The 21,862-nt window shown below is 65.7% G+C and carries 22 protein-coding genes and 1 tRNA gene; 1 reads left to right on the top strand and 22 read right to left on the bottom strand.

Annotated features, from left to right (window positions below; genetic code table 11):
* Nucleotides 1-436 precede the first annotated feature (436 nt).
* From QK440_RS15540 to QK440_RS15450, 19 genes are all read right to left on the bottom strand, one after another.
* Nucleotides 437-2,341: a hypothetical protein gene (locus QK440_RS15540; RefSeq protein ID WP_282793686.1), complete on the bottom strand. Its 1,905-nt coding sequence runs from the start codon at nucleotides 2,339-2,341 to the stop codon at nucleotides 437-439.
* Nucleotides 2,342-2,510: 169 nt separating this feature from the next.
* Nucleotides 2,511-3,074, bottom strand: coding sequence for a hypothetical protein (locus tag QK440_RS15535; protein WP_282793685.1), 564 nt, complete (start codon nucleotides 3,072-3,074; stop codon nucleotides 2,511-2,513).
* Nucleotides 3,075-3,133: 59 nt separating this feature from the next.
* The gene (locus tag QK440_RS15530; protein WP_282793684.1) at nucleotides 3,134-3,334 is read right to left on the bottom strand and encodes a hypothetical protein; all 201 of its coding nucleotides are present in this window, start codon (nucleotides 3,332-3,334) and stop codon (nucleotides 3,134-3,136) included.
* A 91-nt stretch (nucleotides 3,335-3,425) separates the two neighbouring features.
* Nucleotides 3,426-4,232, bottom strand: a complete 807-nt coding sequence (locus QK440_RS15525) for a peptidoglycan-binding protein (RefSeq protein ID WP_282793683.1) — start codon at nucleotides 4,230-4,232, stop codon at nucleotides 3,426-3,428.
* A 73-nt stretch (nucleotides 4,233-4,305) separates the two neighbouring features.
* Nucleotides 4,306-6,621, bottom strand: a complete 2,316-nt coding sequence (locus tag QK440_RS15520; protein ID WP_282793682.1) for a right-handed parallel beta-helix repeat-containing protein — start codon at nucleotides 6,619-6,621, stop codon at nucleotides 4,306-4,308.
* Nucleotides 6,622-6,681: 60 nt separating this feature from the next.
* Nucleotides 6,682-6,924 (bottom strand): hypothetical protein, encoded by a 243-nt coding sequence (locus tag QK440_RS15515; protein WP_282793681.1) that lies wholly within the window; start codon nucleotides 6,922-6,924, stop codon nucleotides 6,682-6,684.
* Between the two features lie 12 nt (nucleotides 6,925-6,936).
* The gene (locus tag QK440_RS15510) at nucleotides 6,937-7,713 is read right to left on the bottom strand and encodes a hypothetical protein (protein WP_282793680.1); all 777 of its coding nucleotides are present in this window, start codon (nucleotides 7,711-7,713) and stop codon (nucleotides 6,937-6,939) included.
* Between the two features lie 16 nt (nucleotides 7,714-7,729).
* The gene (locus QK440_RS15505; protein ID WP_282793679.1) at nucleotides 7,730-8,797 is read right to left on the bottom strand and encodes a hypothetical protein; all 1,068 of its coding nucleotides are present in this window, start codon (nucleotides 8,795-8,797) and stop codon (nucleotides 7,730-7,732) included.
* The gene (locus QK440_RS15500; protein ID WP_282793678.1) at nucleotides 8,797-9,549 is read right to left on the bottom strand and encodes a hypothetical protein; all 753 of its coding nucleotides are present in this window, start codon (nucleotides 9,547-9,549) and stop codon (nucleotides 8,797-8,799) included. The genes QK440_RS15505 and QK440_RS15500 overlap by 1 nt, the downstream gene beginning before the upstream one ends.
* 99 nt (nucleotides 9,550-9,648) lie before the next feature.
* The gene (locus QK440_RS15495) at nucleotides 9,649-11,979 is read right to left on the bottom strand and encodes a phage tail tape measure protein (protein WP_282793677.1); all 2,331 of its coding nucleotides are present in this window, start codon (nucleotides 11,977-11,979) and stop codon (nucleotides 9,649-9,651) included.
* 282 nt (nucleotides 11,980-12,261) lie between these two features.
* Nucleotides 12,262-12,537, bottom strand: coding sequence for a hypothetical protein (locus QK440_RS15490; protein ID WP_282793676.1), 276 nt, complete (start codon nucleotides 12,535-12,537; stop codon nucleotides 12,262-12,264).
* A gap of 2 nt (nucleotides 12,538-12,539) precedes the next feature.
* Nucleotides 12,540-12,968, bottom strand: a complete 429-nt coding sequence (locus QK440_RS15485) for an HK97-gp10 family putative phage morphogenesis protein (protein WP_282793675.1) — start codon at nucleotides 12,966-12,968, stop codon at nucleotides 12,540-12,542.
* A 37-nt stretch (nucleotides 12,969-13,005) separates the two neighbouring features.
* Complete coding sequence (locus QK440_RS15480) at nucleotides 13,006-14,007, bottom strand: phage tail tube protein (RefSeq protein WP_282793674.1); 1,002 nt, start codon at nucleotides 14,005-14,007, stop codon at nucleotides 13,006-13,008.
* Nucleotides 14,008-14,024: 17 nt separating this feature from the next.
* On the bottom strand, nucleotides 14,025-14,453 hold the full coding sequence (locus tag QK440_RS15475) for a hypothetical protein (protein ID WP_282793673.1): 429 nt from the start codon (nucleotides 14,451-14,453) through the stop codon (nucleotides 14,025-14,027).
* Between the two features lie 8 nt (nucleotides 14,454-14,461).
* The gene (locus QK440_RS15470) at nucleotides 14,462-14,827 is read right to left on the bottom strand and encodes a hypothetical protein (protein WP_282793672.1); all 366 of its coding nucleotides are present in this window, start codon (nucleotides 14,825-14,827) and stop codon (nucleotides 14,462-14,464) included.
* Nucleotides 14,828-14,893: 66 nt separating this feature from the next.
* Nucleotides 14,894-16,069 (bottom strand): phage major capsid protein, encoded by a 1,176-nt coding sequence (locus QK440_RS15465; RefSeq protein WP_282793671.1) that lies wholly within the window; start codon nucleotides 16,067-16,069, stop codon nucleotides 14,894-14,896.
* A gap of 37 nt (nucleotides 16,070-16,106) precedes the next feature.
* Complete coding sequence (locus QK440_RS15460) at nucleotides 16,107-16,706, bottom strand: HK97 family phage prohead protease (RefSeq protein ID WP_282793670.1); 600 nt, start codon at nucleotides 16,704-16,706, stop codon at nucleotides 16,107-16,109.
* Nucleotides 16,669-17,937: a phage portal protein gene (locus QK440_RS15455; RefSeq protein ID WP_282793669.1), complete on the bottom strand. Its 1,269-nt coding sequence runs from the start codon at nucleotides 17,935-17,937 to the stop codon at nucleotides 16,669-16,671. Before QK440_RS15455 ends, QK440_RS15460 begins: the two co-directional genes overlap by 38 nt.
* A gap of 150 nt (nucleotides 17,938-18,087) precedes the next feature.
* Nucleotides 18,088-19,641, bottom strand: coding sequence for a terminase large subunit (locus tag QK440_RS15450; protein WP_282793668.1), 1,554 nt, complete (start codon nucleotides 19,639-19,641; stop codon nucleotides 18,088-18,090).
* 110 nt (nucleotides 19,642-19,751) lie between these two features.
* Between QK440_RS15450 and QK440_RS15445 the strand changes: the two genes are divergently transcribed.
* Nucleotides 19,752-19,976, top strand: coding sequence for a hypothetical protein (locus tag QK440_RS15445; RefSeq protein ID WP_282793667.1), 225 nt, complete (start codon nucleotides 19,752-19,754; stop codon nucleotides 19,974-19,976).
* A gap of 74 nt (nucleotides 19,977-20,050) precedes the next feature.
* On the opposite strand, the gene QK440_RS15440 is transcribed toward QK440_RS15445, so the two are convergent.
* The 3 genes from QK440_RS15440 to QK440_RS15430 all read right to left on the bottom strand — a co-directional run bounded on the left by QK440_RS15440 (nucleotide 20,051) and on the right by QK440_RS15430 (nucleotide 21,836).
* Nucleotides 20,051-20,491, bottom strand: a complete 441-nt coding sequence (locus QK440_RS15440; RefSeq protein WP_282793666.1) for a phage terminase small subunit P27 family — start codon at nucleotides 20,489-20,491, stop codon at nucleotides 20,051-20,053.
* Nucleotides 20,492-21,101: 610 nt separating this feature from the next.
* A tRNA-Leu gene (locus QK440_RS15435) sits at nucleotides 21,102-21,174 on the bottom strand.
* A 392-nt stretch (nucleotides 21,175-21,566) separates the two neighbouring features.
* Entirely contained in the window at nucleotides 21,567-21,836 is a 270-nt protein-coding gene (locus QK440_RS15430) for a hypothetical protein (RefSeq protein WP_282793665.1), read from the bottom strand.
* Between the last annotated feature and the right edge of the window lie 26 nt (nucleotides 21,837-21,862).

Genomic DNA, 21,862 nt, shown 5'->3' with positions numbered 1-21,862 from the left:
CCACCTCCGCCCCTCCGTCTGTGCCGTCCTCTCAGCGGCACGCGCCAGGTGTAGTTCCCAGAGCTGGCGTACGGCTTCCCGGCGTGACCAGGTCTCTCCCCCGTCGTCCTGACTATCCCCCTCCAGGTGGTACCACCACGATTTGACCCGGCCCGGCATGTTGGGCTGCAAGCCCCCTCGGTGAATCGTGATATCCGGGTAGTAGCTCTCAACGTGGCCCACCAGCACGCCACCGTCCCACGCCTTGTACCGCGTGAGCTTGTCCCGCCCCAGACCAGCGGGCCACGACTTGACCTTCTCTAACCGCAGATGACTTCCGTCCACGCCCATCCGTGCCCCCTCTGCTCTACGTCCGCAAGCAGTGCACCACGTGGTTCACTGCCCTACAGGGGCCCCGGCTGCTGTACCGGCATCCGGGGCCCCGGGCGCTGGTCGGTCAGATGCTGTTGAGTTCCCTACGGATCTCCGCAAGAAGGGTGATCAACTCGTCTTTGCGAGTGACCTTCTCCTCTTCGTCCTTGATCCGCTTGACCTCAGCGAGTTGCTTCGAAAACGCACTCTTGATTCGCTTGATCGGGTCGTTGTCCTTGGTGGACTCCGCCGGGGCGTTCAGCGTGGCGTCCGCCTCTTCCTGGCTGATCTCCCCCGCTTCGACGGCACGCTGCAACTCCGCTTTCCGCTCCGCCTTCTTCCGGCGCTCTTCGGCGTACTGCTCGGCGCGGGTGGTGCGGGCAATGGCCTTACCCTTCGCTTCGTAATAGTCGAAGATCCGCTCAGACCACTTGATGGGACGCTGGCCGACGTTCCCGTCTGCATCCAAGATGAGGCGACCCAGGTAGTCCCGGTCTTCAACAAGGAAGCCCTCAGGGAACATGTCCAGCGCGTTGGCGTACTTCGCGCGCTCCCTTTCCAGCCAGTCCTTGCGCTCCTGGTAGTTGTCCGCCTCCGGGTCAGGCTCCACGTCAAGGCTGCGGATGTACTCCACGGTGACCGTGCGGGTAGCGCGCCGGGCGTCGGTCTTGATGGTGGAAACTGCCTCGCGTACGACGTCGGCCTCCGGGTCCTCCCCGATCGGAGGCAACTTCTTTTCCAGGTCGTCATACAGTCCCGACGCGGCATCACGGGTGATCTGCTGCTTGACGGCCAGGTCCGGGTCTCCGTCCACGTCCGTGATGTTGGACCGGATCTCTACCAGCACCGTGGCCACGTCGGTACCAGCCGCAAGCTTCTGCTTGGCCGCTGAGACGATCTTCGTGGCGCCTACCTCGTACAGGCGCGGCAAGTCCGCGACCTGGGCCAGGTCAGTTGTCGCCCGGGTGGCGACTTCCGCCTTCGGCTTCGCTGCCTTGTTCGCCTTCTTCTTGGCCGCCTTCGCCTCCTTGGCCGCCTTTACCACCTCAGCGCGGAGCGATGCCTTGAGACCGGCGGCGCCGCGCCCCGTAATGGCATTCACGGATTCCATAAGGTCGCCCTGGAGTTCCTTGGCCGCCTCTTCCTTGCCTTCCATGATCAGCGACCGCAGACGCTCAATCCCGTCACGTACCTGTGTGGCCGCCGCTTCCTGCGCTGCCTTGTTCATCGTCGTTGCCACGTTGTCCCCTCCGGCGTTCTCTTCGCTTCCCGTCGCGCTCTTCGCGACGCGGCGTGTAACGGACCTGCCCAGCCCGGGAATCTCAACCGCCTCTTCGACGGTCCCAACGGCCGCCGTGTGCACGAGCTTTGAGCACCCGGCGCACAGTTCAAGGGCCGGGTTCTGCTCGCTGGCCGGTCCCCACAGGCGGATCGGGTTCTTGGTGCGTGTCGGGCAGATCGGCACCCATCGGCCCTGTTCGGTCTCGGGCTTGAGCGCGTGGATAGCGTCGGCACTCGGCACCGCACCAATCAGCACATCACCCGGCACATCCTTCAGTTTCAGCTTCTCGCCAGCCACCTGGCCCCCCTCGTTCGTCCCGTCACCGGCAGCGACCCTTGCCGCTGCCGCATCGTCCTGTACCTGGGTCGCCTTCTGGTCTTCGGCCCGTGCGTGCCGTGCCGCCGCGTACATGGCGCCGATCTTCGCCTGAGCCGCGTAGGCGGAGCGCAGGGCGGCCGGTGTTGCTTCTTCGTCGTCGTCTTCGGCGTCCTGAAGCACCGTCACCCACGTGTTCATGTACGTGGCGATCCAGGCCAACGTGTCGAAGGAGACCCAGCCGACAGCATGGCCGGTCTTGCGGATGCTCAATGCCTGGATTTCCGCGCGCACTTCGGGTTCCTCGTCGCCCTGGAGACACGCCGTCCCCGCCAGGAATCCGAGAGCGTGAGATGACAGAGAAACGTTGAACTTACCGGCGGCGGCACTCACTTCGACCCCTCCCAGACACCGCCCCTGCGGTGTCGCGCGGGCTCACGCTCTCATGCGCGGGCGCGCGAGCACAAGGGCAGTGCACCACGTGGTGCACTGCTTACGAAAAAAGCCCCCTACACCGTCCGGAGACGGCACAGGGGGCCCGCCCTTCTGGGCGTGTGGTTGCTCAAGTCAGCTTGTCGGCAAGGGAGTTGAGGTCTTCGACAGTGCCGATGTTGGCGACCGTCACGTCTGCCGGATACTCATCTAGGGCGGTCTCACTCTCATGCTCCCTGATGGGGCGCGGAACACCCGGACGGATGATGCGCACGACCTTGAACCCCCGCTGTACCAGCGCTTCGGCCTCATTGGGGTACCGGCAGTCCGTGACCACTACGGGCAAGTGCCAGTGATCGGCCGCACCGATCTTGTCCAGGGCGAGGCCGAGCCAGAACCCGGGGTCGAGGTTGCGCACTTCCCGCCCCACACTCTGAAGCACCCGGCGCACTTCGGGGTAAGTGTCCTTCGCGTGCTCCCACCCGGACCGGCGCACCGTATCCGTCAGGTGGATGGGCAACTGACCGAAGCCACTGGGTTCGTAGTCAATGATCGGGTTGACCCTCAGGCACATGGCCTTAAGTGGGTCAGCAATGGCCACGCGGGTATAGGCGTAGCGGTCGACTAGCCGCGCGGCCACGGTGTCCTTGCCGGAGCGTGCGCGGCCGATCAACGCAATGTGCGGATGTCCCATGGTCCAAGTCCCTTACGGTGGCGGGTCGGTGTGCCGTTACGGGAGCGATCCGGTTGCCGCTACTCCTGACGGCCAGTGGCGTCCGCCGTCTTGCCGTTCTCGATCCGCTGGACAGCTTCGCCCACGCCCAGGACGGCGGCGCCGACACCGAGAATCAGCGCCGTAGGCAGATCGGGGAGGTAGTGGGCGACCAGGGCGAGCACGGCCACGAGGACGGCATAGATGCGGGTGGCGTGCGCCTTGATGAACGTCATACTCAACACTCCAAGTTGGTCACTGTGCGTACAGGACAGGTCCGAGCCGGCATCGGGGGAATGCCGTCCAATTCGGACATAGACACCCCCGCGGTTCTCACCGAGAGTTACGAAGCATGGGGACCTTGAGTGCATCCCATGTGGTCTTGCCGGGCCAGCCGTCGGCGTCGGCGCCGGAGAACCCGCGCTTGCGCTGCCACGCGGCGTAACTCCGCCGGTCGGCGTCCGTCCACTGAGGGCCGGGGCCGGACACGTAGCGCCCGCACCCTTCCGCCACCAGCCGCTTGCCCATGGCAGTGACCAGCGGGCTCTTGGGCTCCGTCTTGAAGAAGGCAGCACCCGGGAACGGGGCGTACTTGGAAGGCTTCGGCGGCTTGCCGCCAGCCGCCTTGACGATGCCCGGGAAGACAACTTCCCGGAACTGGCGAGCCCGCGCGTCCCCGGGGCATGCGGTGCCGCCGTCCGACCACTGGGGGTACATGCGGTGGATGCCGAAACCGGGGTCGGTGTGACTGCGGCAGACCCTCAGCGGAACACCATGGTGCTTGTGCATCCACGCACCCAGCGCCACAAGCGTGGCCACCTGAGCGGGGGTCCAGGGGTCAGTGTGCTTGAGGTTACTGGCGGTTTCGACGCTGACGGCGCCGGTGCCATCACTCCGGCGGTTGGCGTACATGTTGCTGTCGGCGCGCGTCTCCGTGCCGATGAACTGCGCAATGGCCCCGTTGAAGCCGACACCGAAGTGAGACTCAAGGTTGGTGGAGTCGCGCCAGTATTCATAGATGCGCCCAGGGGTCCACGGGGCGGCAATGGAATGGATGATGAGCTGTGTAGGCCGGATGCGCTCCTGCGCGTCGCTCTCCGGCTGTAGCTCTCGCTTCTGGGCTCCGGGGTACCAGGCCACGAGGGGTCTCCTGTATGCAGTTGGGCAGCGCACCACGTGGTGCACTGGTCGTGCGGGTGGGGGAGCGTGAGGGTTACGCCGTGACGTCTGCCGCCGACGTGACCGGGTTGGGAGAGTCGTCGCCCAGTGCCACGCCGGTCCAGTTGCCACGCAAGTCGTTGCCGTGCCGCACGATCGCGCGGCAGGTGTCCGTGATGGACAGGGCGCTAATGGCCTGGTTGCCGCTGGCGTTGGGCGTCACCTTGTTGCCGGTGATTCGCACAGAGTTGGCGCCGGTCGACAGGCGGATGCCGTAGTACGTGGCGTTGGCTAGGCGGCCGGGACCGGCAACCCAGTTCGTCTGAATCTGGATATGCGATCCGTCCTGGATAAGGATTCCAGTCTGCGACGGTTCCACGATGGTATTGCCGACAAACGAAATGGCATTGCCGGTGACGGCGGTAAGGCCGTTACCGCCGCAGCGCACCACCTGGTTGCCGGTGGCCGTCAGCAGAGAACACGACTCGGTTGAAATGCCCGTCCCGCCCGGGTTGGAAATGACGTTACCGAAGACGGAAACCCGGTCCGCCCGCTGAAAGCGCATGGCATTTCCGGGTGAATTCACCACTGCGTTCCCGGTGACAGTGATCTCCTGTACCGATCCTGTCGCCTCCCCCAGGGCCACTATGGGCTCATCATAGGAACCGCACGTGCGGAAGGTGTTGCCGGTCACGGCAATGTCCCGCATGGTCTGTGAGGCGCCGGTCTGCGTGCCGTCCGGCTTCTTCGTGTCCTCAGGGTCGGACGCGATGACAGACCGCAGACGGACGCCGGAGCCGCACCCCTGAAAGGTATTGGCCGCTATGGTCACGTCATCCCAGTTGTATGCACTGACCGCGTACTGGGTTGTGTCGCGGAAGGTGTTGCCGACGATGCGTATCCGACGGTGCCACCGGTCGATAGTGGCTGAATGGGAACCGATTCCGCGCGGCCAAGGGGTCGTCCCCGGCGTCCCGGAAGCGCCGAACAGGCAGCCGGATATCTCAATGTCCTGCGATGCCTGGTGGTCGTACGGGCCGAAGCCGCCGAAGACGCCCGACATTTTCGCCAGGTCGAGTTGGACGGCTTCACTGAAGTCGCGCTGCCCTGGGTCCACGTAGCCGAGGAATCGGCAGTTGCGCACAACCCCGTGTTCGGTAGCGTTCAATTCAATGGCGTGGTATCCGCTGACGTCCCGGATTTCGACGTTCTGAATGGTCACGTTGCGGGCATGGCCGATGCTGATGCACATGGCCGACGCGGTGAGCCCGCTGGCAGTGCCCCGCATGTCGATGACGCCACCCTCGATGACGATGTTGCCGTGTCCCTCGTAACCGCCGAAGGTCTGGTTCGCGTCACCGTTGAGAATCAGGGTCTCTGAGGCGCCGCGCCTCAGCACGGCACCGGGCAGCATCGTGAACCTGGTGTTACGGCGTATCCGCAGAGGCAAGGTCGACAGGACGTAGGTACCGGCTGGCACGGTGACCTGTCCGCCTCCGGCGGCGTAGACGGCGTCAAGAGCCGCCTGGAAGGCAGGAGCGTCGTTGGTGGTCCCGTCACCCCTGGCGCCGTACGCGCGGACGGAGCGGGCGCCCGCTATCTCCCGAGCAACGAACGCACCGTCGGTCGCCAGCGTGCCGACGGCAGAGCGGTACAGGTTGGTGTCCCGGTCGGCCGTACCCGGCCCCCACGCCATGTAGCCGTCTACCCGGGCGCGCCAGCGGTCGAAAGTCTCTGCACCGACGATGCCCGCCAGGGCGACGGTGGCGGCAGAGGCAAGCTGGCTCCGGACCGTGCCCGTGACCACGCCGCCGGACGCTGCCAACGCTCCGACGTCGTTGGGCTTGAGGACCACGGCGGGGCCCAGATAGCCGTTGACGCTGTCCACGGACCCGTTCCCGGGGTCACCCTTGGCCCCCTTGAGGGAAGCCAGCCACTCAGCCTCGCTGCCGGTGTAGCCGTTGACCACCGCTATCTGATACGCGCTCAGCCCTGGTACGGGGACGTAGTGCGGTGTCGACGGATCGGCGGTGGCAATGTCCGCTAGGTCGACGTCCGGCAGGCTCTTGGGCAGCAGGACGCTGAACGTGCGCCCGCCGATCACACCGGAAAGGTTTTCCTTGACGACGTAGGCCCAGCCGGACGGCTGCATGCCGGGGGCGTCGGTCGCCGGAAGGGTCACCTGGAAGCGGCCCTTCTCGTCCAGCGACGCGATGACGGGGCCAGCGATGAACAGGTCTGAGCCTGGAAACGTCAGCAAGGCGGGCGGAGAGAACGTGACCGTCCCCGCCAGCGGACGCCCGTCCGGCCCGAGATATGTGCCGTGCACGGTGACCGTCGGAATGCTGGACGGCAGCGCAAGCGGCGCCATGAGGACCCCCTATTAAGTTGTGACTCACCAGTGCGCCACGTGGTGCACTGCCCCCCGCGTCTAGCGGTTCAGTAGCTCCGTGATCCGGTCACGCAGTTCTGCGTTCTCGGCGCGGAGCTGGCGCACTTCGCTGCGGAGCTGGGCCAGCTCCTCTGACTGGCGCTCCACCTTGCTGCGGTACGCCTCTGCCTCTTCGCGCCAGGACGCTTGCATGCCCGTGCGGAAGCGGTGGAGCGCGACAGCGACGACGGCCAGGAGCGGGACGACGATTTCCAAAGAGCCGTACAGGCGCGCGTAATCCATGATCCTCCCCCTTCAGACACTGAAATGCGGTTCGCGAATGTCTGGGTCACGCCCCCAGGAATGTCCGCCACCGCGCACCCAGGCCCATCCCTTCGGGGTCGCCTCAGGAATGCGCTCCGCCGGAAGCCCAACGCAGTAGTGCAGCGCAGAAATGCTGTACGCGCCGTTGTCCGCGTTCGGGATGGTGACGAAGTCCGGAGCCCAGGGGCTGTCCTTTCGATAGGTGGGCACCCACCACCATTTACCGCCGTCGTCTTGCGTGTGCCCGAAATTCAGAATGTTTCCGTTGGTGTCCGTCCCCTGCGGGGCGGCAATGGCGTAGAAGGTTGTCCCCCGCCGGTTCTCGGGTCCCTTCCGATACCGGTGTTGAAGCTCAATGGTGTAAATGGTGGTGTCGTCTGCGTAATCCCATCCGTAGGGAATGCCGTGGACCCAGCGCATAATGACCACGCCCACATTCCGGTCTGTGTCCCCGGTGAGGTTCAGCACGCCGGAAGCGCTGACGATTTCGCGTCCGGCCATGCCGGTATGCCGGAATGCCGCTAGCCGCACTTCGGCTTCCCGCCGTCCCGCATACAGGTGGTCGGTGATGAACTTGACCTCCACCCGATCGAATGTGAGCCCGGTGACGTTGGCGATACCGACCGACGACCAGATGTTGCCGCCGACCGGCGGCCTGCCCTGGGCGGCCCACTCGACGGCCGGGTACCGGTCGAACTTGGTCACTGGTGCCGGTGCCCGCTCCACGGCAGCCAGGCGGCGCCGGAGTTCGGCCAGCTCGTTGACCAACGACGGAGGGACAGCGTTAGCTTGCGTTGGCATTGCTCCACAACTCCTTACTGGCCAGCGCCAGACTGACGCTCTCGCCCCCGGTGGTGTCCACGGTCGTGGCGCACTCAGTGATGACGAACTCCTCGTACAGCGCCACGTATCCGGCATCCACACGGGTGGCCGCGACGTCGCCCGGGACGACGTCCTGAGGACGGGCGTGCCCCGGGTAGAGGGTCAGTTCCGGTATGGCCACGGGCACCGACCCGGCGTTGATGGTGGCCCACGCCCGGTCAATGAGCGTCCGGCTTTCCTTGACGTCGGGATACGTGCCGACCATGACTCTCTGCGCCATGCGGGCACTGGCCACGCGGCTTTCCGCAATACCAATCAGCTTCTCGCCGTTGCCCGCGTCAGCGCCGGATACGTACGCCGTCGTGCACAGGGCGGCACTGTCGTAACTCACCCGCGTCACATCGCAGTTGACGCGGTGCGCCAGTGAATGTTTCGCCGCCCCGCCCGACCGTGGCGCCGTGACGAACCGGTGCCCTATCCGCTTGCCGGGCTCCGCCCAGTACGGCACATAGCGGAAGTTGAAACCGTTCACGTTGTCGGCCATTTCCTCAATGGCCTCAGCCACGCTTTTCAGCTCGTATCTGGTCCATATCGCTGTGCGCTTGACGCCGGTCGGGGCCAGGCTCACTTCTGTGCCGATGCCGTTCTGCGCGTTGTGGTAGGAGAACCACCAGCGGAGTAGTTCCGATTGCTCCCGGTCCCTCATGTGCCATCCCTCAAGGAAATAGCGGCCCTTGTAGTGCGAGTGGAAGCCGGACGCGGACAGTGCCAGCGTGCCCGCCGCTATGTCGGCCGACAGGCCCCACAGTGCACCGCCCCACACAGGCACACCGTCCCGCAGTACAGCGAGCCCGCTTACCCCCGGGCTCAGTGACTCCGGGTCGGCTTCCGGCGCGAAGAGAGGAATGGTCACGGTCGCGCTGCCGGAGGCGTTCAGGGTGTGCGTGAAGGAGAGGGCGGCTATGGGCAGTCGTGCCACGACGGCGCCGGTCTTGAAGTCGGTCTGGACCACGGAGTATTCGGCAGCCATCACACCCACCTGTCCCGCCAGGTGACCTCCGCCACCGTCGGCTTCGTCTGCGCTTCGCTGTACAGGGAGAGCCGGTGATCCCCGTAGGCGTACTCCGGCCAGGTAGAGCCCGGCGTGATCCGATCCTCAAAGTGCGCCCCGGTCTCGCTGACGACGGTTTGCGCGGCGGCATCGATGGTGACGTTGCCGCCATAGGTGAGCCCGAAGAAGTCCCCGGTGAGTTCGTCGGTCAACTTGATGTTCTTCGCGTTGTCCAGCCGGATGACAGGAAGCGCCGGAACTGAACCCGCCTGCCTGAACCTGAGCTTGGGGTCCGACCCTTCCCACGGACTAGAGAGCGTGTGCGTCGTCAGTGCGTCGCCGTAGATGTGCGGGTCCGTGGCGAAGAGTTCGACGACCACGTTGCACACCTGGTAGGCGAAGTTGAGATCCAGTGGGGCGGTGCGCTTGCGCGGGCGGACGTTCACGAAAGCCGTACGGTCGCCTGCCACGCCGGGAAAACGAAACCGCAGAGGCGTTTCCCTTTCGGCGGGCGCGAAGGCTGCCTGGACGGCACCCAGGGTGTACGCGAACTCTTCCCGGTTGGACCCGTAAACCTCAAGCGTCAGCGTCACGGAGCGGCCATTCATGTAGTCGCTGCCCGGGTAGAGCCCGTGACGTTGCACGAGGGCGAGGTCTGCCGTCCGGATCTCCGGCAGTGACAAAAGTCCATCCACAGCCACCAGGGAGACGGCGGAGTCGGGCGCACCCATGACCAGGCCCCTATACGCGCACGTCCACTCGTTCAACTCCGCCATACCTGCCTGCCCCCTTGTAGTTGCCGACAGCAGTGCACCACGTGGTGCACTGCCCTACCGGGCCCCCGCTCGCAGAGCCCACGCCACCTCGCGGCCGATCGCATGAGGGTCGGCGTTGGTCTGGACGTTGACCACGACTCCGCCCGCCTGCCCCTGTGCGTGATTGGGGACCACGCTGGACCCCTTGGGCAGGCTGAGCCATTCCGGCCCGCGCTCACCTACGCGCGTCAGACCCTGTGCCGGGCCACCCATGGCGCGCACGTGGGGGATGGGGCTGTCTGGCAGGTCGATACTCAGGCGCCCCCATCCGAGCCGGTTCGGGATCGCGCCGTTCAGAAGGTCCACAACGCCGTTCACAGCCCCTTTGGTGGCGCTGGTGACGACGGCGCCCAGCGACGACGCGAAGCCGCCCAGACGGCTGAGTCCCGCCTTGAGGCCGTCGACGACGCGCCCACCGACCGTGCGCCCCGCTCCCAGGACGGCGGATGCGGCAGACACGATCCGGGACGGCAGTCCCCGCACCAGGGAGACCACCGCGTCTAGCCCCTCACGCGCCCGTTCCCTGACGGCACGGAACGCGCCCGCCGTGGCCGACTTGATCGTGTCCCAGTGTTTGAGCAGTAACCCGGGGCCGGTGAAGTTCGCGAACAGGTTTCTGACCAACCCGAAGACGCCCCGGATCTTGTCCCACACCGCTTGGAAAGCCGTACTGGTCGCTTGCTTGATCTTGTCCCAGTTGGCCCAGATCAAGGCAGCAAGCCCCACAACGGCCGCGATGATCAGCGGTATGGGTCCCATGGCGACCAGCCATGCGGCAGCCATGCGGGCGGCTTGGATCGTGGCCTGTGTGCCCATGAGAATCCACTGAGCGACCATGACGCCACCGGCCCAGACGGCTCTTGCTGCGGCAGCGATCCACTGACCGACGATGACGGCGCCGGATATGACAGCCTGCCCAGCTGCACGCAGCCAGCCGCCGACCACTGCCCAGGATGCGGCTACCTGAGTGGCAGCGGACGTGGTGGACGTCGTTGCCGTGGTGATCCATGCGCCGACGGCTTTAGCTCCTGCCGTGACGGAGGTAGCGCCCCATGCCACCAGGGCGGGCAGCAAGACGACTGTGATGACGCTGGCTACGGCAAGGATGGGCACGCGGTGGCGCTCCGCCCAACGGCCCGTGGCGGCAAGCCCGTCCGCCAGCGCCCCAAGAGCGGGCAGGACGGTGCCGCCGATCACGTCGACGGCGAGCGTCTGAAGTCCCCGCCAGAAGGCAGTGATCCGCTGAGCCGCGTTGTCGTGCATGGTGTCGCCAGCCTTCTTGGCGGCACCGTCGACGCGGCCAAGGGCCGACACGGCGGTGTCCACATCCATGGAGTACAACGCTTCCCCAAGATCTTCTGCTTGGGTTCCGAAGAGCGCGACGGCTGCCGCCGACCGGTCCGCCGGGTCCTTGATGGCACGGAGCCGGTCCAGGGTGAGCCCCAGGGCCTCACGAGCGGCGGGCCCACCGGCAGCGATCTTGGCGCGCATGTCATCGGCGTTGAGCCCAATGGCCTTGAAGCCGTCCGCCGTCGTCGTACTGCCGTCAATCGCACGGATGGAAAATTCCTTGATCGCGTCAGCGACGATATCCGCGTCTCTCGCGCCGCCCTGTAGCCCCTGGGATATGAGGCCCATGGCATCCTTGCCGTCCAGGCCCATTTTCCGGAATTGGGTCGAGTACTCGTTGAACGTGTCCAACAGGTCTTCGGCCTTATTTCCGCCGACCTGGGCGCCACGAACGAGAATGTCAAACGCTTCACTGGCATTCTTTGCCATTCCCGTTTTGAGCATCTGGCCGACAGCATTTGCAGTCGGGCCCACTTCATCACCCAGGACGGCCGCAACGTCCATTGCAGATTTGCCTATCTTCTCCATTTCCCCGGCGGTGGCTCCCGCAGGAACTAGACCTTGCTGCCAAAGGGCTTTCAGCGCGGCATTCGCCTCGGCCACGGATTCGCCCCAGCCGGATGTGTAGATGGCACCCGCTGCCTCACCCAGCCGCTTCGCCTCTTCGGGGCTAGCGCCGAGTTGCGCGGCCAGAAGGTCACTGCCCGCTTCGCGGCTCATGGCTTCCCCGATACCGGCGACAAGACCGGCGCCGACGGCGACCCCAGCGGCGGCAGCGAGCCCGCCGAAGCGGTCCGCGAAGGAACCCATTTCGTCGCTGGCTTCGTCACCGGCGCTGGCAACTTCGTCCCCCAGGCGCCCCGCCTCTTCGGTCGCCTCCCGCAACGCCTCTTCGACGCGGCTGCCAAAGTCGGTCACGTCTGACGCGCCCGCGCCCAGAGACCGGCTCAGATCGTCCAGATCTCCCAGGAGTGTGATGGTGATCGGTTTGGCCACGCCGCCCGCCCCCTATTCAGTTGTTCCTCTGCGTCAACCCCGCAGCGTGCCGCCGCGCGTTCCGCCTATGCGCAGAGCGGGATCACGTCATGACCGGCGTCCGTCTCTCCCCCGGCGCCGGAGCCCCGGAGCGGCCACGAGTAGCGCGACGGTGCGCTTTCCTCTGCGCCTCCAAGTCAGCGGTCATCTGTTCCACAAGCGTGTTGTAGTCCCTCAGCGAGAGCGCGCGCACGTCGCACCACGTGAGCCCCTGGAAGTGGCCGACGAGACGCGCACACGTGATCACTCGCTGAGCGCGGTAGGGTCCTTCGCCTTCTGCTTGAAGGAGATCCGGAGCTTGCCCGCGTCCTCTGCGGAGAAATCCGGGTCTTCCCGGCGCTTGACCACCACGGCCATGGCTCGAAGGAGCTTCGCCTTACGGGCGCCGGGCTTCGCCAGGGAGTCCAGCGGGCCGTCAATGATCTCTTCAATGACGTCAATCTCGTCAATGGTCAGACTGTCGATATCCAGGGACAGGATGTCACCTAGCGACTCCGTCTTGTGGACCTTGTTCCCCATGTTCAGTTCTCCAATTTGTCGCGGAGCACGGCGGTAATCTCGCGCTCGTATGTCTCGGAAACCTTGCCGCTATTGCGCGCCATGGCGCGGTACAGAAACCGATTCGGCTTGATGCCACGCTTGGGGTACCCGAAATGAATCGCCCCCGCATACGGAGCGCGGGAAGCGGTGCCCGCCTTGATTGCGGCACTGTTCGCCGACGCGACTACCTTGACGGAACGCGCCAGCTTTCCCGGTCGGTACTTCCGAGCATCCTTCGGCGTGCGCGTCCTCTGCGGGACGCCTCTTTGCGCGTCAGGCTTTACCAACTCCGCAGCGCTCTTGTTCACTTCACGGACTGCCTTACTCAGGTCCTTGTCCTTGAGCTGGCGCAAGGTCCGTTTGAGTTGGTTGAGTCCTTCGACCCGGACGGAGAATCGTGAGCCCGCCATGCCACCCCCTGGGCAGTGCACCATGTGGTGCACTGCATCACTTCGTCGGCGGAATGAAATTTGGCGTGGGTTCCACGTACGTGAGGCGGATAGCGGCGCGTCCGTCTCCGGGGTCCAGGACGCGGAAGGGAAGCTCAGCCGTCGTGACGTCATCGACGCTGGCCTCTGGTGAGTCACCCGTGAACTGAACGGCGGGCAGTTCAATGCGCATGCTCGTGCCGGGGGTGATGCCGGTGAAGTCGACGACCAGGGCGGCCACCTTCCCGGCAATGAAAGCCTCATACGCACGCAGCGCCCCCGTGGTGAACTCACCCTCCAACGTGCCCTCATACGTCGGCATGGCCGCCCGCACGGGCACCTTCTTCAGTGCGTTGCCCCTCAGGAAACGCCGGTCCGTCTTCATGCCCCGATCCCCGGTCAGCTCAAGGGAGTTGGCGTCAAGAGACACGCTCGTGCCGTCGACACTCAGCGCGATTGCCGTGCGCGACCAGTCGTAGACGAACGCGCTCTTGGGGTACGCAATCGGCAGCGCATCGCCGGGCTTGTCCGAATGGCTCACGTCCTGGAAGTCCCATGTGACCGTGGCCGTGACGGGGTTCTCCGTCTCTGCCTTAAGCTCCCACTCCGTGGCCACGCATCCGACGTGCTTGTACGCCACCGTCTTGCCGTCCGTGGTCGGCCGGAGCATCTGAGCCGTAAAGCTGGGCGACTCGCTGACGGGCGCCGTCTCGAAGACGTGCGCGGTCATGCCCGTCTGCGGGTTGGGTGTGCCGCCGTCGTACTTGTCGAAGAGGGCAGAGAAGAGAGCGGCGGCGCCCGCATCCAGAACGTCCACCTCAAGTTCGCCTTCGCCACCCATGTTGATGATGTTCCGGCGGTCAGCGCGGGCCGTTTGCTGACCAGCGCGGAAGCCCACGGATTCGATGAACTCCCGACTGACCTTCCAGCTATCGGACTTCCCCTCGTATCCCAACATGGCAGTGGCCGCCGTGCCGTATGCCGATTCCTTGCCTATGCCTATCGCCGCGTCCAGTGCCATACCGGTCCCCTCTTCAGTTATGTAATCCGTCCACGCACCCGCACGCGAACGGTCAGTGCGGCGTACGCGCCGTCTGTGGATTCGGCCGTCTCCGTCTCGGAGGACTCAGGGCGCACGTCCAAAAGACCGGGGACGCTCCCCGGGGCGACGGCGCGGCATGCCTCCCAGACTGCCTCCCGGAGCCCGTAGACGGCCCGCTCTGCGACCATGGGATCGCCGGGTGAGATCACCAGGGCATGCACGCCCACGAAGCCCGTGACGGACGTGGGCTTGCGCGGCCCTTGCCTCATGGCAGTCACGGCCGTTTCGTCTTCCAGCGTGGCGCCTAGCCAGACCTGCTGACGCCGGTCGCTCTTGCCGGTCTCCGCCCAGGTGCACTGAACCCCGGCGGGCACCGTGGTCTTCAACGCCTGGAAAAGAGCCTGTTTCGTCTCGAAGATCAGCACGGCGCCCCCTACAGGAATGTGAACGGCAAGCGGACGCGGTACCTGTTCAGATGCGCGTTGACTTCCGGCAGCGACGTGGGGCGCCAGGTACCGCCCGCCTGAGCTAGCTGAACGGAGCCATATTCTGACTGGAGTTGTAGCGCCCGATCCGGCACGCGCGAGACCAGATCCAAGCAGTACTGACGGGCCAGCGTGCGGACACACCAGCGGATCGTTTCCGGCGCCGCGTCGGTCCCCTCCCACTTCCGGCCGCAATAGGTCTCGACGACTTCCACCGCGTACGCAATGGCGTCCGCCAGCGTGCCGTCAGGGAACAGCGCCGTGTCTTCCACGCCGTCCAGGGCGCGCACTTCTTGCACAGTCGCGTACGACACAACCCCCCTCTTTCCGAAGAGGGCGGACCAGTGCACCACGTGGTTCACTGGCCCGCCGTTGCAGCCTTACGCCTTCGGGGTAACCGTCAGAACCTTCGCCGCGCGCAGGTCGACAAGAAGCCCATCCGCCCGCTGAATGAAGCGGTAGACGATCTGGTCCGTCTTGAAGTTGACGTCAACGGACCGCTCAACCCGGAGCGGCCCGGCTAGCCGGATCTTGTACTTGGACAGGTCCGCGAACAGAACCTTGTCGTCCGGCATGACAGCGTCGGTCGTTACCACGCGTCCGTTGAACAGGTCCGGCGCCCCGGCCGTCAGCGCCGACTGCCACAGGTACTGACCGTTGCTGTCCTTGACCTTGCGCATGGTGGCCGCCGTCTTGTCGGAGACCACGAACGTGGCCGCGTCCCGGTATGACGACGGAAGTTCGTAGAACAGGTCAATGAGCGCGTCGGACACCTTGGCATCCGTAGCGCCCGCCGTCCACGTGGCCGCCGCCGGAGACGCAGAGGGGACGATCCCCTTGGGCTGACCGGTACCGGTACCGGTCAGCCAGTGGGCACCCATGCCGTGCCCCAGGGCCGGACCGGCATCCCCCACAAGGAAGCCCACCAGGTCTAGCGTCTGGTCCTGGACAAGCTCCGTGCTCACCACGCTGGCATAGGCGTACTTGTACGCGCCGACGGAGCGTTGGACCGTGGTGGGGGTCGACTCGGGAATGTTGGCGTTCTCCGCGACGATGCCCGCCGCCGCACGGCCGGTGACAACCGTGAAGTCGATAGGCTCACCCCCGGCGGTGGTCAGCAGTGCAGCACCGTTACGCATCACGGTGGAGCGCTCCACCGCCTCAGCCAGGAGCTGACCGAAGAGCGTGCGCGGGATAACGTTCTTGCCCGTGACGGTGTCCACGGCGCGGGACTCCGGCGCGAACTGAGCCGCTTCATACGGGGCCAGCGACCGAAGCTGTGTTGCCGCCTCTGCAAGCTTGTCCTGAGTCTCCTTCTTGGAGCCGGTCCCCTTGAGACCGGCCATAAGGCTGCTGATGGAAGCCTGACTCTTCAGGACTTCGATGCCTCGCCGTATACGGCCGTCATAGTCGGCAATGGCGTCGAGTAGCTTCGTCTCCTTCTCGCGCGCGTCACCGTCCATGTCCTTGCCTGCGAACTCTTCGCCCAGTGCGCGAAGCTCATTGGTCGCCTTCTCGCGTGCTTCAAGATTGGCGGCAAGCGTCTGAGCGTCCATACGGACAACCCCCTCTATTCAGTTGTGGAAGAAGCGTTCAGCGCAGGAGCGCGCGGGCAAGGTCCCGCGCCGGGTGGCTGAGCAGTGCACCACGTGGCGCACTGCGTGACGCAATGCCGAGACCGTGAGCAATAGAGCGCATGAGCCCGGCGTCTGTGGTGGGGTAGGCGGGGTTGAGCACGGGACCCAGTTCCACCACGTCCATGCTGGTGAGTTCGCGGATGGGGAGTCCCGACTCCGCGTCTAGTTCGCCGTGCACGCGTTGGCCGCCGTCCCGCACGCGGAAGGTGAAGGAAGATCCCTTTACGTCTCCGCGCTTGAGGAGTTCGGCAAGGTCTCTGCCGACCGTGGTGGGCGGCAGATCGATTTCATACCAGCCGCCCTCAGCGTCTTCACCGGTCCGCAGCGTGCCCGCGCTCATCCGCCCTAGAGCGTTGTTGTTGTCGTGGTTGTACGTGGCCACCACGTCATTGGTGCGGAGCGATTCCGCCCCAGCGCCCGGCATGATCCGCTCACGGAACCCTCCCAGGTCGTGGGACAACTCCCCGAACCGGTAGGCGTACCCGCGCATGGTGAGTTTGTCGCCGTCGGCACGGATCTCAGCCGGTCGCGTCAGACTCCGGCGTTCCATCGTCATCGGAGGTATCCCCCTCTTCGTCGGTCGCCCCGCCGCCTGCCGGGGGATGTGGTGGCGCCGGAGGCACGGGAGTGTCAGATCCGGCGCCGTCCGTCACGTCAGCAAGGTTGAGCGGTACTCGGTGCGCGTCTCCCGCGCCGTCGGGGAGGGGTTCCAGGTCTTCCCACGCGCGTACTTCGTCAATGCTGTAAATGCCTTGTTGCAAGCCGACGGAGTACATAGCCATGCGTTCCGTCGGCGCCCCGCGCTGTATGCCGTCAAGTGAGAACTTGACGAACTTCTGACGGTCGGCCGTCTCCGCGAACAACAGCCGCGTGAGAGCGGCTTCGATCCGCTCAAGCCACGGACGAAGAGAGAACATGGCGAACGCCTGGTTCTGCTCAGCGAGCCCCGACCCCCAACTAGTTGAGTTGCTCGCGTCGGCAATCAGGTGGGGTGGTACGCCGAAGATCCTCGCAACTTCCGGAACTTGAAACTGACGGGTCTCCAAAAACTGGGCCTCGTCCGGTGACAGTGAGACCTTGCTGAACTTCGCACCCTCCGTGAGGAGCGCAACCCTGTGGGAGTTCTCCGCCCCGGAGTTGGCCAACCGCCATGCTTCGCGGGCGCGCACTAGCCCCTCTTCCGACATGGCACCCGGTACTTCAATGAGGGCGCCGGGTATGGCCCCTTGGGCGAAGAAGCGCGCACCATACGTCTGTGCCGCCATGGCCAGGCCGATGGACTCACGCGCGAACGAGATAGGCGAGACACCCGCGTACTCCCCCGGCAAGGTCATGCCGGGAACATGGAGGATTTCCCGGGTGGTGAACCACCCCAAAGCAACCTCGTTGCCGTCGTCGTCATAGTCAGACGCATGGAAGACCTTCCGGCGCCTGCCGTCCACCACCACCATGTGAACTTCGATGCGGGCCGGATCAAGGACTTCCAGACCGACGATGTTCGGGCCGTCCCACAGGACAGCCAGATAGGCGTTGCCGTCCAGGAGAAGGGAGAGGACCGTCTGAGACAGCAGATCAATGCGGCCCGTGCCGCCGGGCTCAGCATCTGGATAGTCAAGCCACAGAGGAGACTTGACCTCTCTGCGCACTCCACCGCGCCGTGAGTAGGTGGCCACGGGCAGCGTGCAAATCGTCTCGCTGAGAAGACGGACGCACGCGAAGACGGCGGAGACCGTCAGCGCCGAGTTCGCGTCTACCCGCTGACCGGCTGCCGACATGACGCCGGGCACCGGGAATAGGTCGGTCGCCGGGTCCCACTGCGCCCGGCGCTCCGGCGTCCGCGAGCCCCGGAAGAGCGCACGCCAAAAGCCCATGTGCCCCGCCCCCTTATTCAGTTGTGGTAGGCAGTGCACCACATGGCGCACTGCTCAGTTCCTGCGCTACAGGTCGTCGAAGAACTCCGCCGACCCGCCGACGGCGAAGACCTGGCCGTCGTCTTCCCACGTCGCCACGACCGGCGCGTCAATCAACCCGGGGTTTTCCTCGCGCCACATGACGGCGCCGTGGACAGCAAGGATCATGGCAACCGCTAGATCGATCTTCCGGCGGGAAGACGCGAACTCCTTGGTGATGCGCGCGCCGTACTTGTCCTCACGCAGCACCGCGTTACCGATGTGACGCCCCAGCGCAGGGTTCCCGTCATGGGAGAGACGGCCGTCCCGGCACGCGTCATACACAGCCTGAGTCGCCGGAACAATCCGCTTGAGGGAGTTCGTAGGGAACGCCTCCACCGGGTGCCCCTCCGTCTCAAGGTTCTCTAGCGTCTCTTCCCAGCGGTACGGGTCGGCCACCAGGTTCCGGACGGTGTAGGTGTCCAGTGCGGAGCGCAGAGCTTCGCGCACGTCGACCATGGGCACCCGCCAGTGCGCGTCATCCGGCGGTGCCTCCCAGTGCCCCAGGACGAAGACGCGAAGGTCCGCCACGCGGGCAGCGACCAGGGCCGTGCTGTCACCCTTCCAAGAGCCGTCAAAGCCCAGCACGACGGCATCCCCGGGGCTCAGCGTGTCATCCACCGCCAGGGAGTCCCACAGGCCGTGAGGCAGCCACGTGGAGCGTCCGCGCACGAACTGGCTCAGCCTGTAGATACGGAAGCTGGCCTCAGTGCTCCGCTGGGCGGCAGCCTTGAAGTCCTCTTCGTTCAGGATCTCGAAGGACGGGTTGCACGCGCGCCAGACGGCCGGGGCCAGGTGGTCCACCTGTTCCCCGATGCGCGGACCCCACGACCGGTAGAAGAGCGTTGCGTCCGTGGCCTCACCGGAGTTGACCCGCTCGCCTTGCTCACAGAGCAGAGCGAAAGGGCCGTCCGGGTCCGGCCCGGCGGTGCTGACTACCCACGTCATGGGCTGATTCCGCGCGGCAGACCCCAGCGTCAGCGCGTCGAAGAGATCCGCCGTCCGCGAGAAGGCGTACTCATCCAAGCTGACGGCCGACGGGTTCAGGCCCTGTTGCCGTCCAGCGTCCGCCGACACCACGCGGTACGTGCTGTCCTTGTAGCGGATCACATCGCGCTGCACTTCGCAGACGGCGGACAGCTTGGGCGACGCGGTAACCATCTGCTTGGCAGCGTCGAAAACCATACGCGCCTGATTACGGTCGTTGGCCGCAGCGATCACCTGGCGCTGCGTATCGGCCCGGTCGGCAATCAAGTGGTAGAGCATGATGGCAGCCGCCAGCGTGCTCTTCCCGTTCTTCCTGGCAATGCAGACCACGCACATCCGGTGCTTCCGGCGCCAGCGCCCGAAGGAGTCGCACTCAAGTCGGTACGCGTCAACCAGTAGTTCGCGCTGCCACGCCAGGAGCTTGAAGCGCCGACCGGCGAACGACCCCGTGAGGTAGCAGAAGGCTTCGATCCACGCGGCTACCCGGTACCCCTCAGAAGGGAACGGCGCGTCGGCCGGTATGTGACGGGCAATCAGAGGGTCGATAGCGCCCACGTCCGCCCCCTCTATTCAGTTGTGGAACCGAGGAGTTCAGCCCCGTTGTGGCCGACCGCCCTTCTTGCTACGTTCGGGCGACCACCCGGACGGCCGTGAAGGGGCGAGGAATGATCACAGGTGCGCTGACCGTGACGACGGCGAAGGATCTGCGGCCCGGAGACGTACTTATCGGCGCCCTGGGCGCCCAGCCTTTGCAGGAACCCCGCGAAGTGACGGGCGCACCGGCGGCAAGCGCAGACGCGCCGGGAACGGTCAGCATCCCCACACGCGAAGGGGGCGACCCCCTGATGGCACGCGCTGCCAAGAAGATGGTGGTGGTGCGCCCCCGCTAAGACGCGAGTAAACGGCCCCCGCCCCCGGCGGGGGTTTCTGCACGTCCGACCCAACGCACCACGTGGTGCACTGCCTAGAAATCCTCAGGTCCGGCGGCCACGCGGCGCGCCTCAGCGGCCACGATGCCCAACCGCATGCGCGCTTCGGGCGTGAAGCCGATGACCGTCTCTATCGCCCGTAGCTCCCGCTCCGTGGATTCGACGTAGCGCATGGCCGGATGGACGGCAGGCTGACCGGTGGACCCCACCGTCATGAGCCCGTCTTCATCCACGGCAGCCAAGAGAGCCGCACGCCGGTCGTGCAGTTCCGCGTACCGCAGGATGATGTTCCGATCCGTGTCCGGCGAGTAAGCGCCGGAGCCCGCCGACCAGACGGCACGCCACACGTCACGCCCCACAGACTTGAGGTGAGACGGCACGCGCGGTGCACGCCCCTCGTAGACAACGGGCGCGACCGGCTCAGCGGCAGCACTGGCGTGGCCCGTCCGGTGGTCCGGGCTCTTGCTTCGAGACACGTTCACACCACCTTCCCGGCGCTTAACGGGTCGTTAAGGGGTGCCTTTCTCGCGGGCCCAAACAGGGCCTTGGCCAGGCGCCGCAAGGGGGTAGCCACCCAAAAACGGTGCCACACCCAGCGTGCGTTTTCCGAGCTTGGGCCGGGATCGCCAGAACGCATTTTTCGGGAACTTTGGACGCGCTCCCGCCCTCCCCCGGCACCCTTTCCTCAGAATGGAAGGGTCTTATACCCGAAGTCCTCTGCGGTTTTATGCCGATGGCACCGCTTGCAAAGCGGCTGGACGTTTCCCGCCACGTCCTCACCCCCCTTGGCCAGGGGAATGATGTGGTCCACGTCGATAAGAGACGCAAGGAAGACACCGCGACACCGCGCACACGGGCTCTCGCCAGCCTGGCGAATGGCCTTGCGCATGAGGGCGGCAGCGTTCTGCCCACGGGCGATAGCCTCGCGCCGCTTCCGGTGCGCCTGTCGTGTGCGCCCGCTCTCGTACGCCTTGTGGTGGCCGGAGCAGCGACCCTTGACGGTCGCCCATTCCCGGCAGTCCAGGCAGCGGACACGCATGAATACCCCCCCCTGCGGGTCAGCGCACCACGTGGTGCACTGGTTCGTGCCCGCCCCCGGATTCGAACCGGGAACCTCACGTTCCTAAGACGTGCGCCTCTGCCGTTGGGCCAGGCGGGCAAGCGAGAGCGGGCCGGACCCAGACCGCCGTGTGTCCGCATCGGGAGGGGTGCGCGGTAACCGGCCGCTCTCTGCCCCTACTAGAGCGTGGCGGTTGCTCATGGCGCGACCATTCCCACCCCCGGGCACCTTCGGGAAGGTGGCGCCGGTCACTATGCGGTGGAACGGTGCAACGACGACCCTTCTGGTTTTCCCATAGGTTTTCTTCTGGAAGTCCAGAAGAGGTCAAGAACCGCCGAACCACCGCACCCGCTGAGCCGCAGCCATCGCGCGGCGGGCCGTCGGCGGGTTCGAATCGGAACACCGCATTCCGATTACATGGGCATGACAATGCGCACGGCAAGGAAAGCCCCGCCAGCCGCGATGGCTGACGGGGCTTGGTGCGCCAGCTCCTAGCTGACAGGGGACATGCGGACCAGGACGGCGCCCGGTGCGTTGTAGGTGATCCCGCGTCCGCGTTGGATGGTGGGCCACGCGTCCACGGCCCAGCGGCCCAGGGGGGCGGTGTAGTCGGTCGCCAGCTCCCTGCGCGTGGCTTCGTCGTCCACGCCTGCCAGATGGGCGCTCAGGGCCTCCAGAAGGGCTCGCTGGGCTTCCTGTGGGGTGTTGACCGTGGCGGCGCCGTCGGCGGGCTCAGGGGCGAGTGTGAGCGTCCATGTCATGTGCGCCTGTGCGGGGTGGCTCCGCA

Origin of the sequence: Streptomyces sp. CC224B (genome assembly GCF_030010595.1) — a bacterium.
In the GTDB taxonomy this organism is placed as follows: domain Bacteria; phylum Actinomycetota; class Actinomycetes; order Streptomycetales; family Streptomycetaceae; genus Streptomyces; species Streptomyces longispororuber.
Note: the sequence above shows the minus strand (reverse complement) of the source record. Positions and strands in the feature narration are given on the sequence as shown.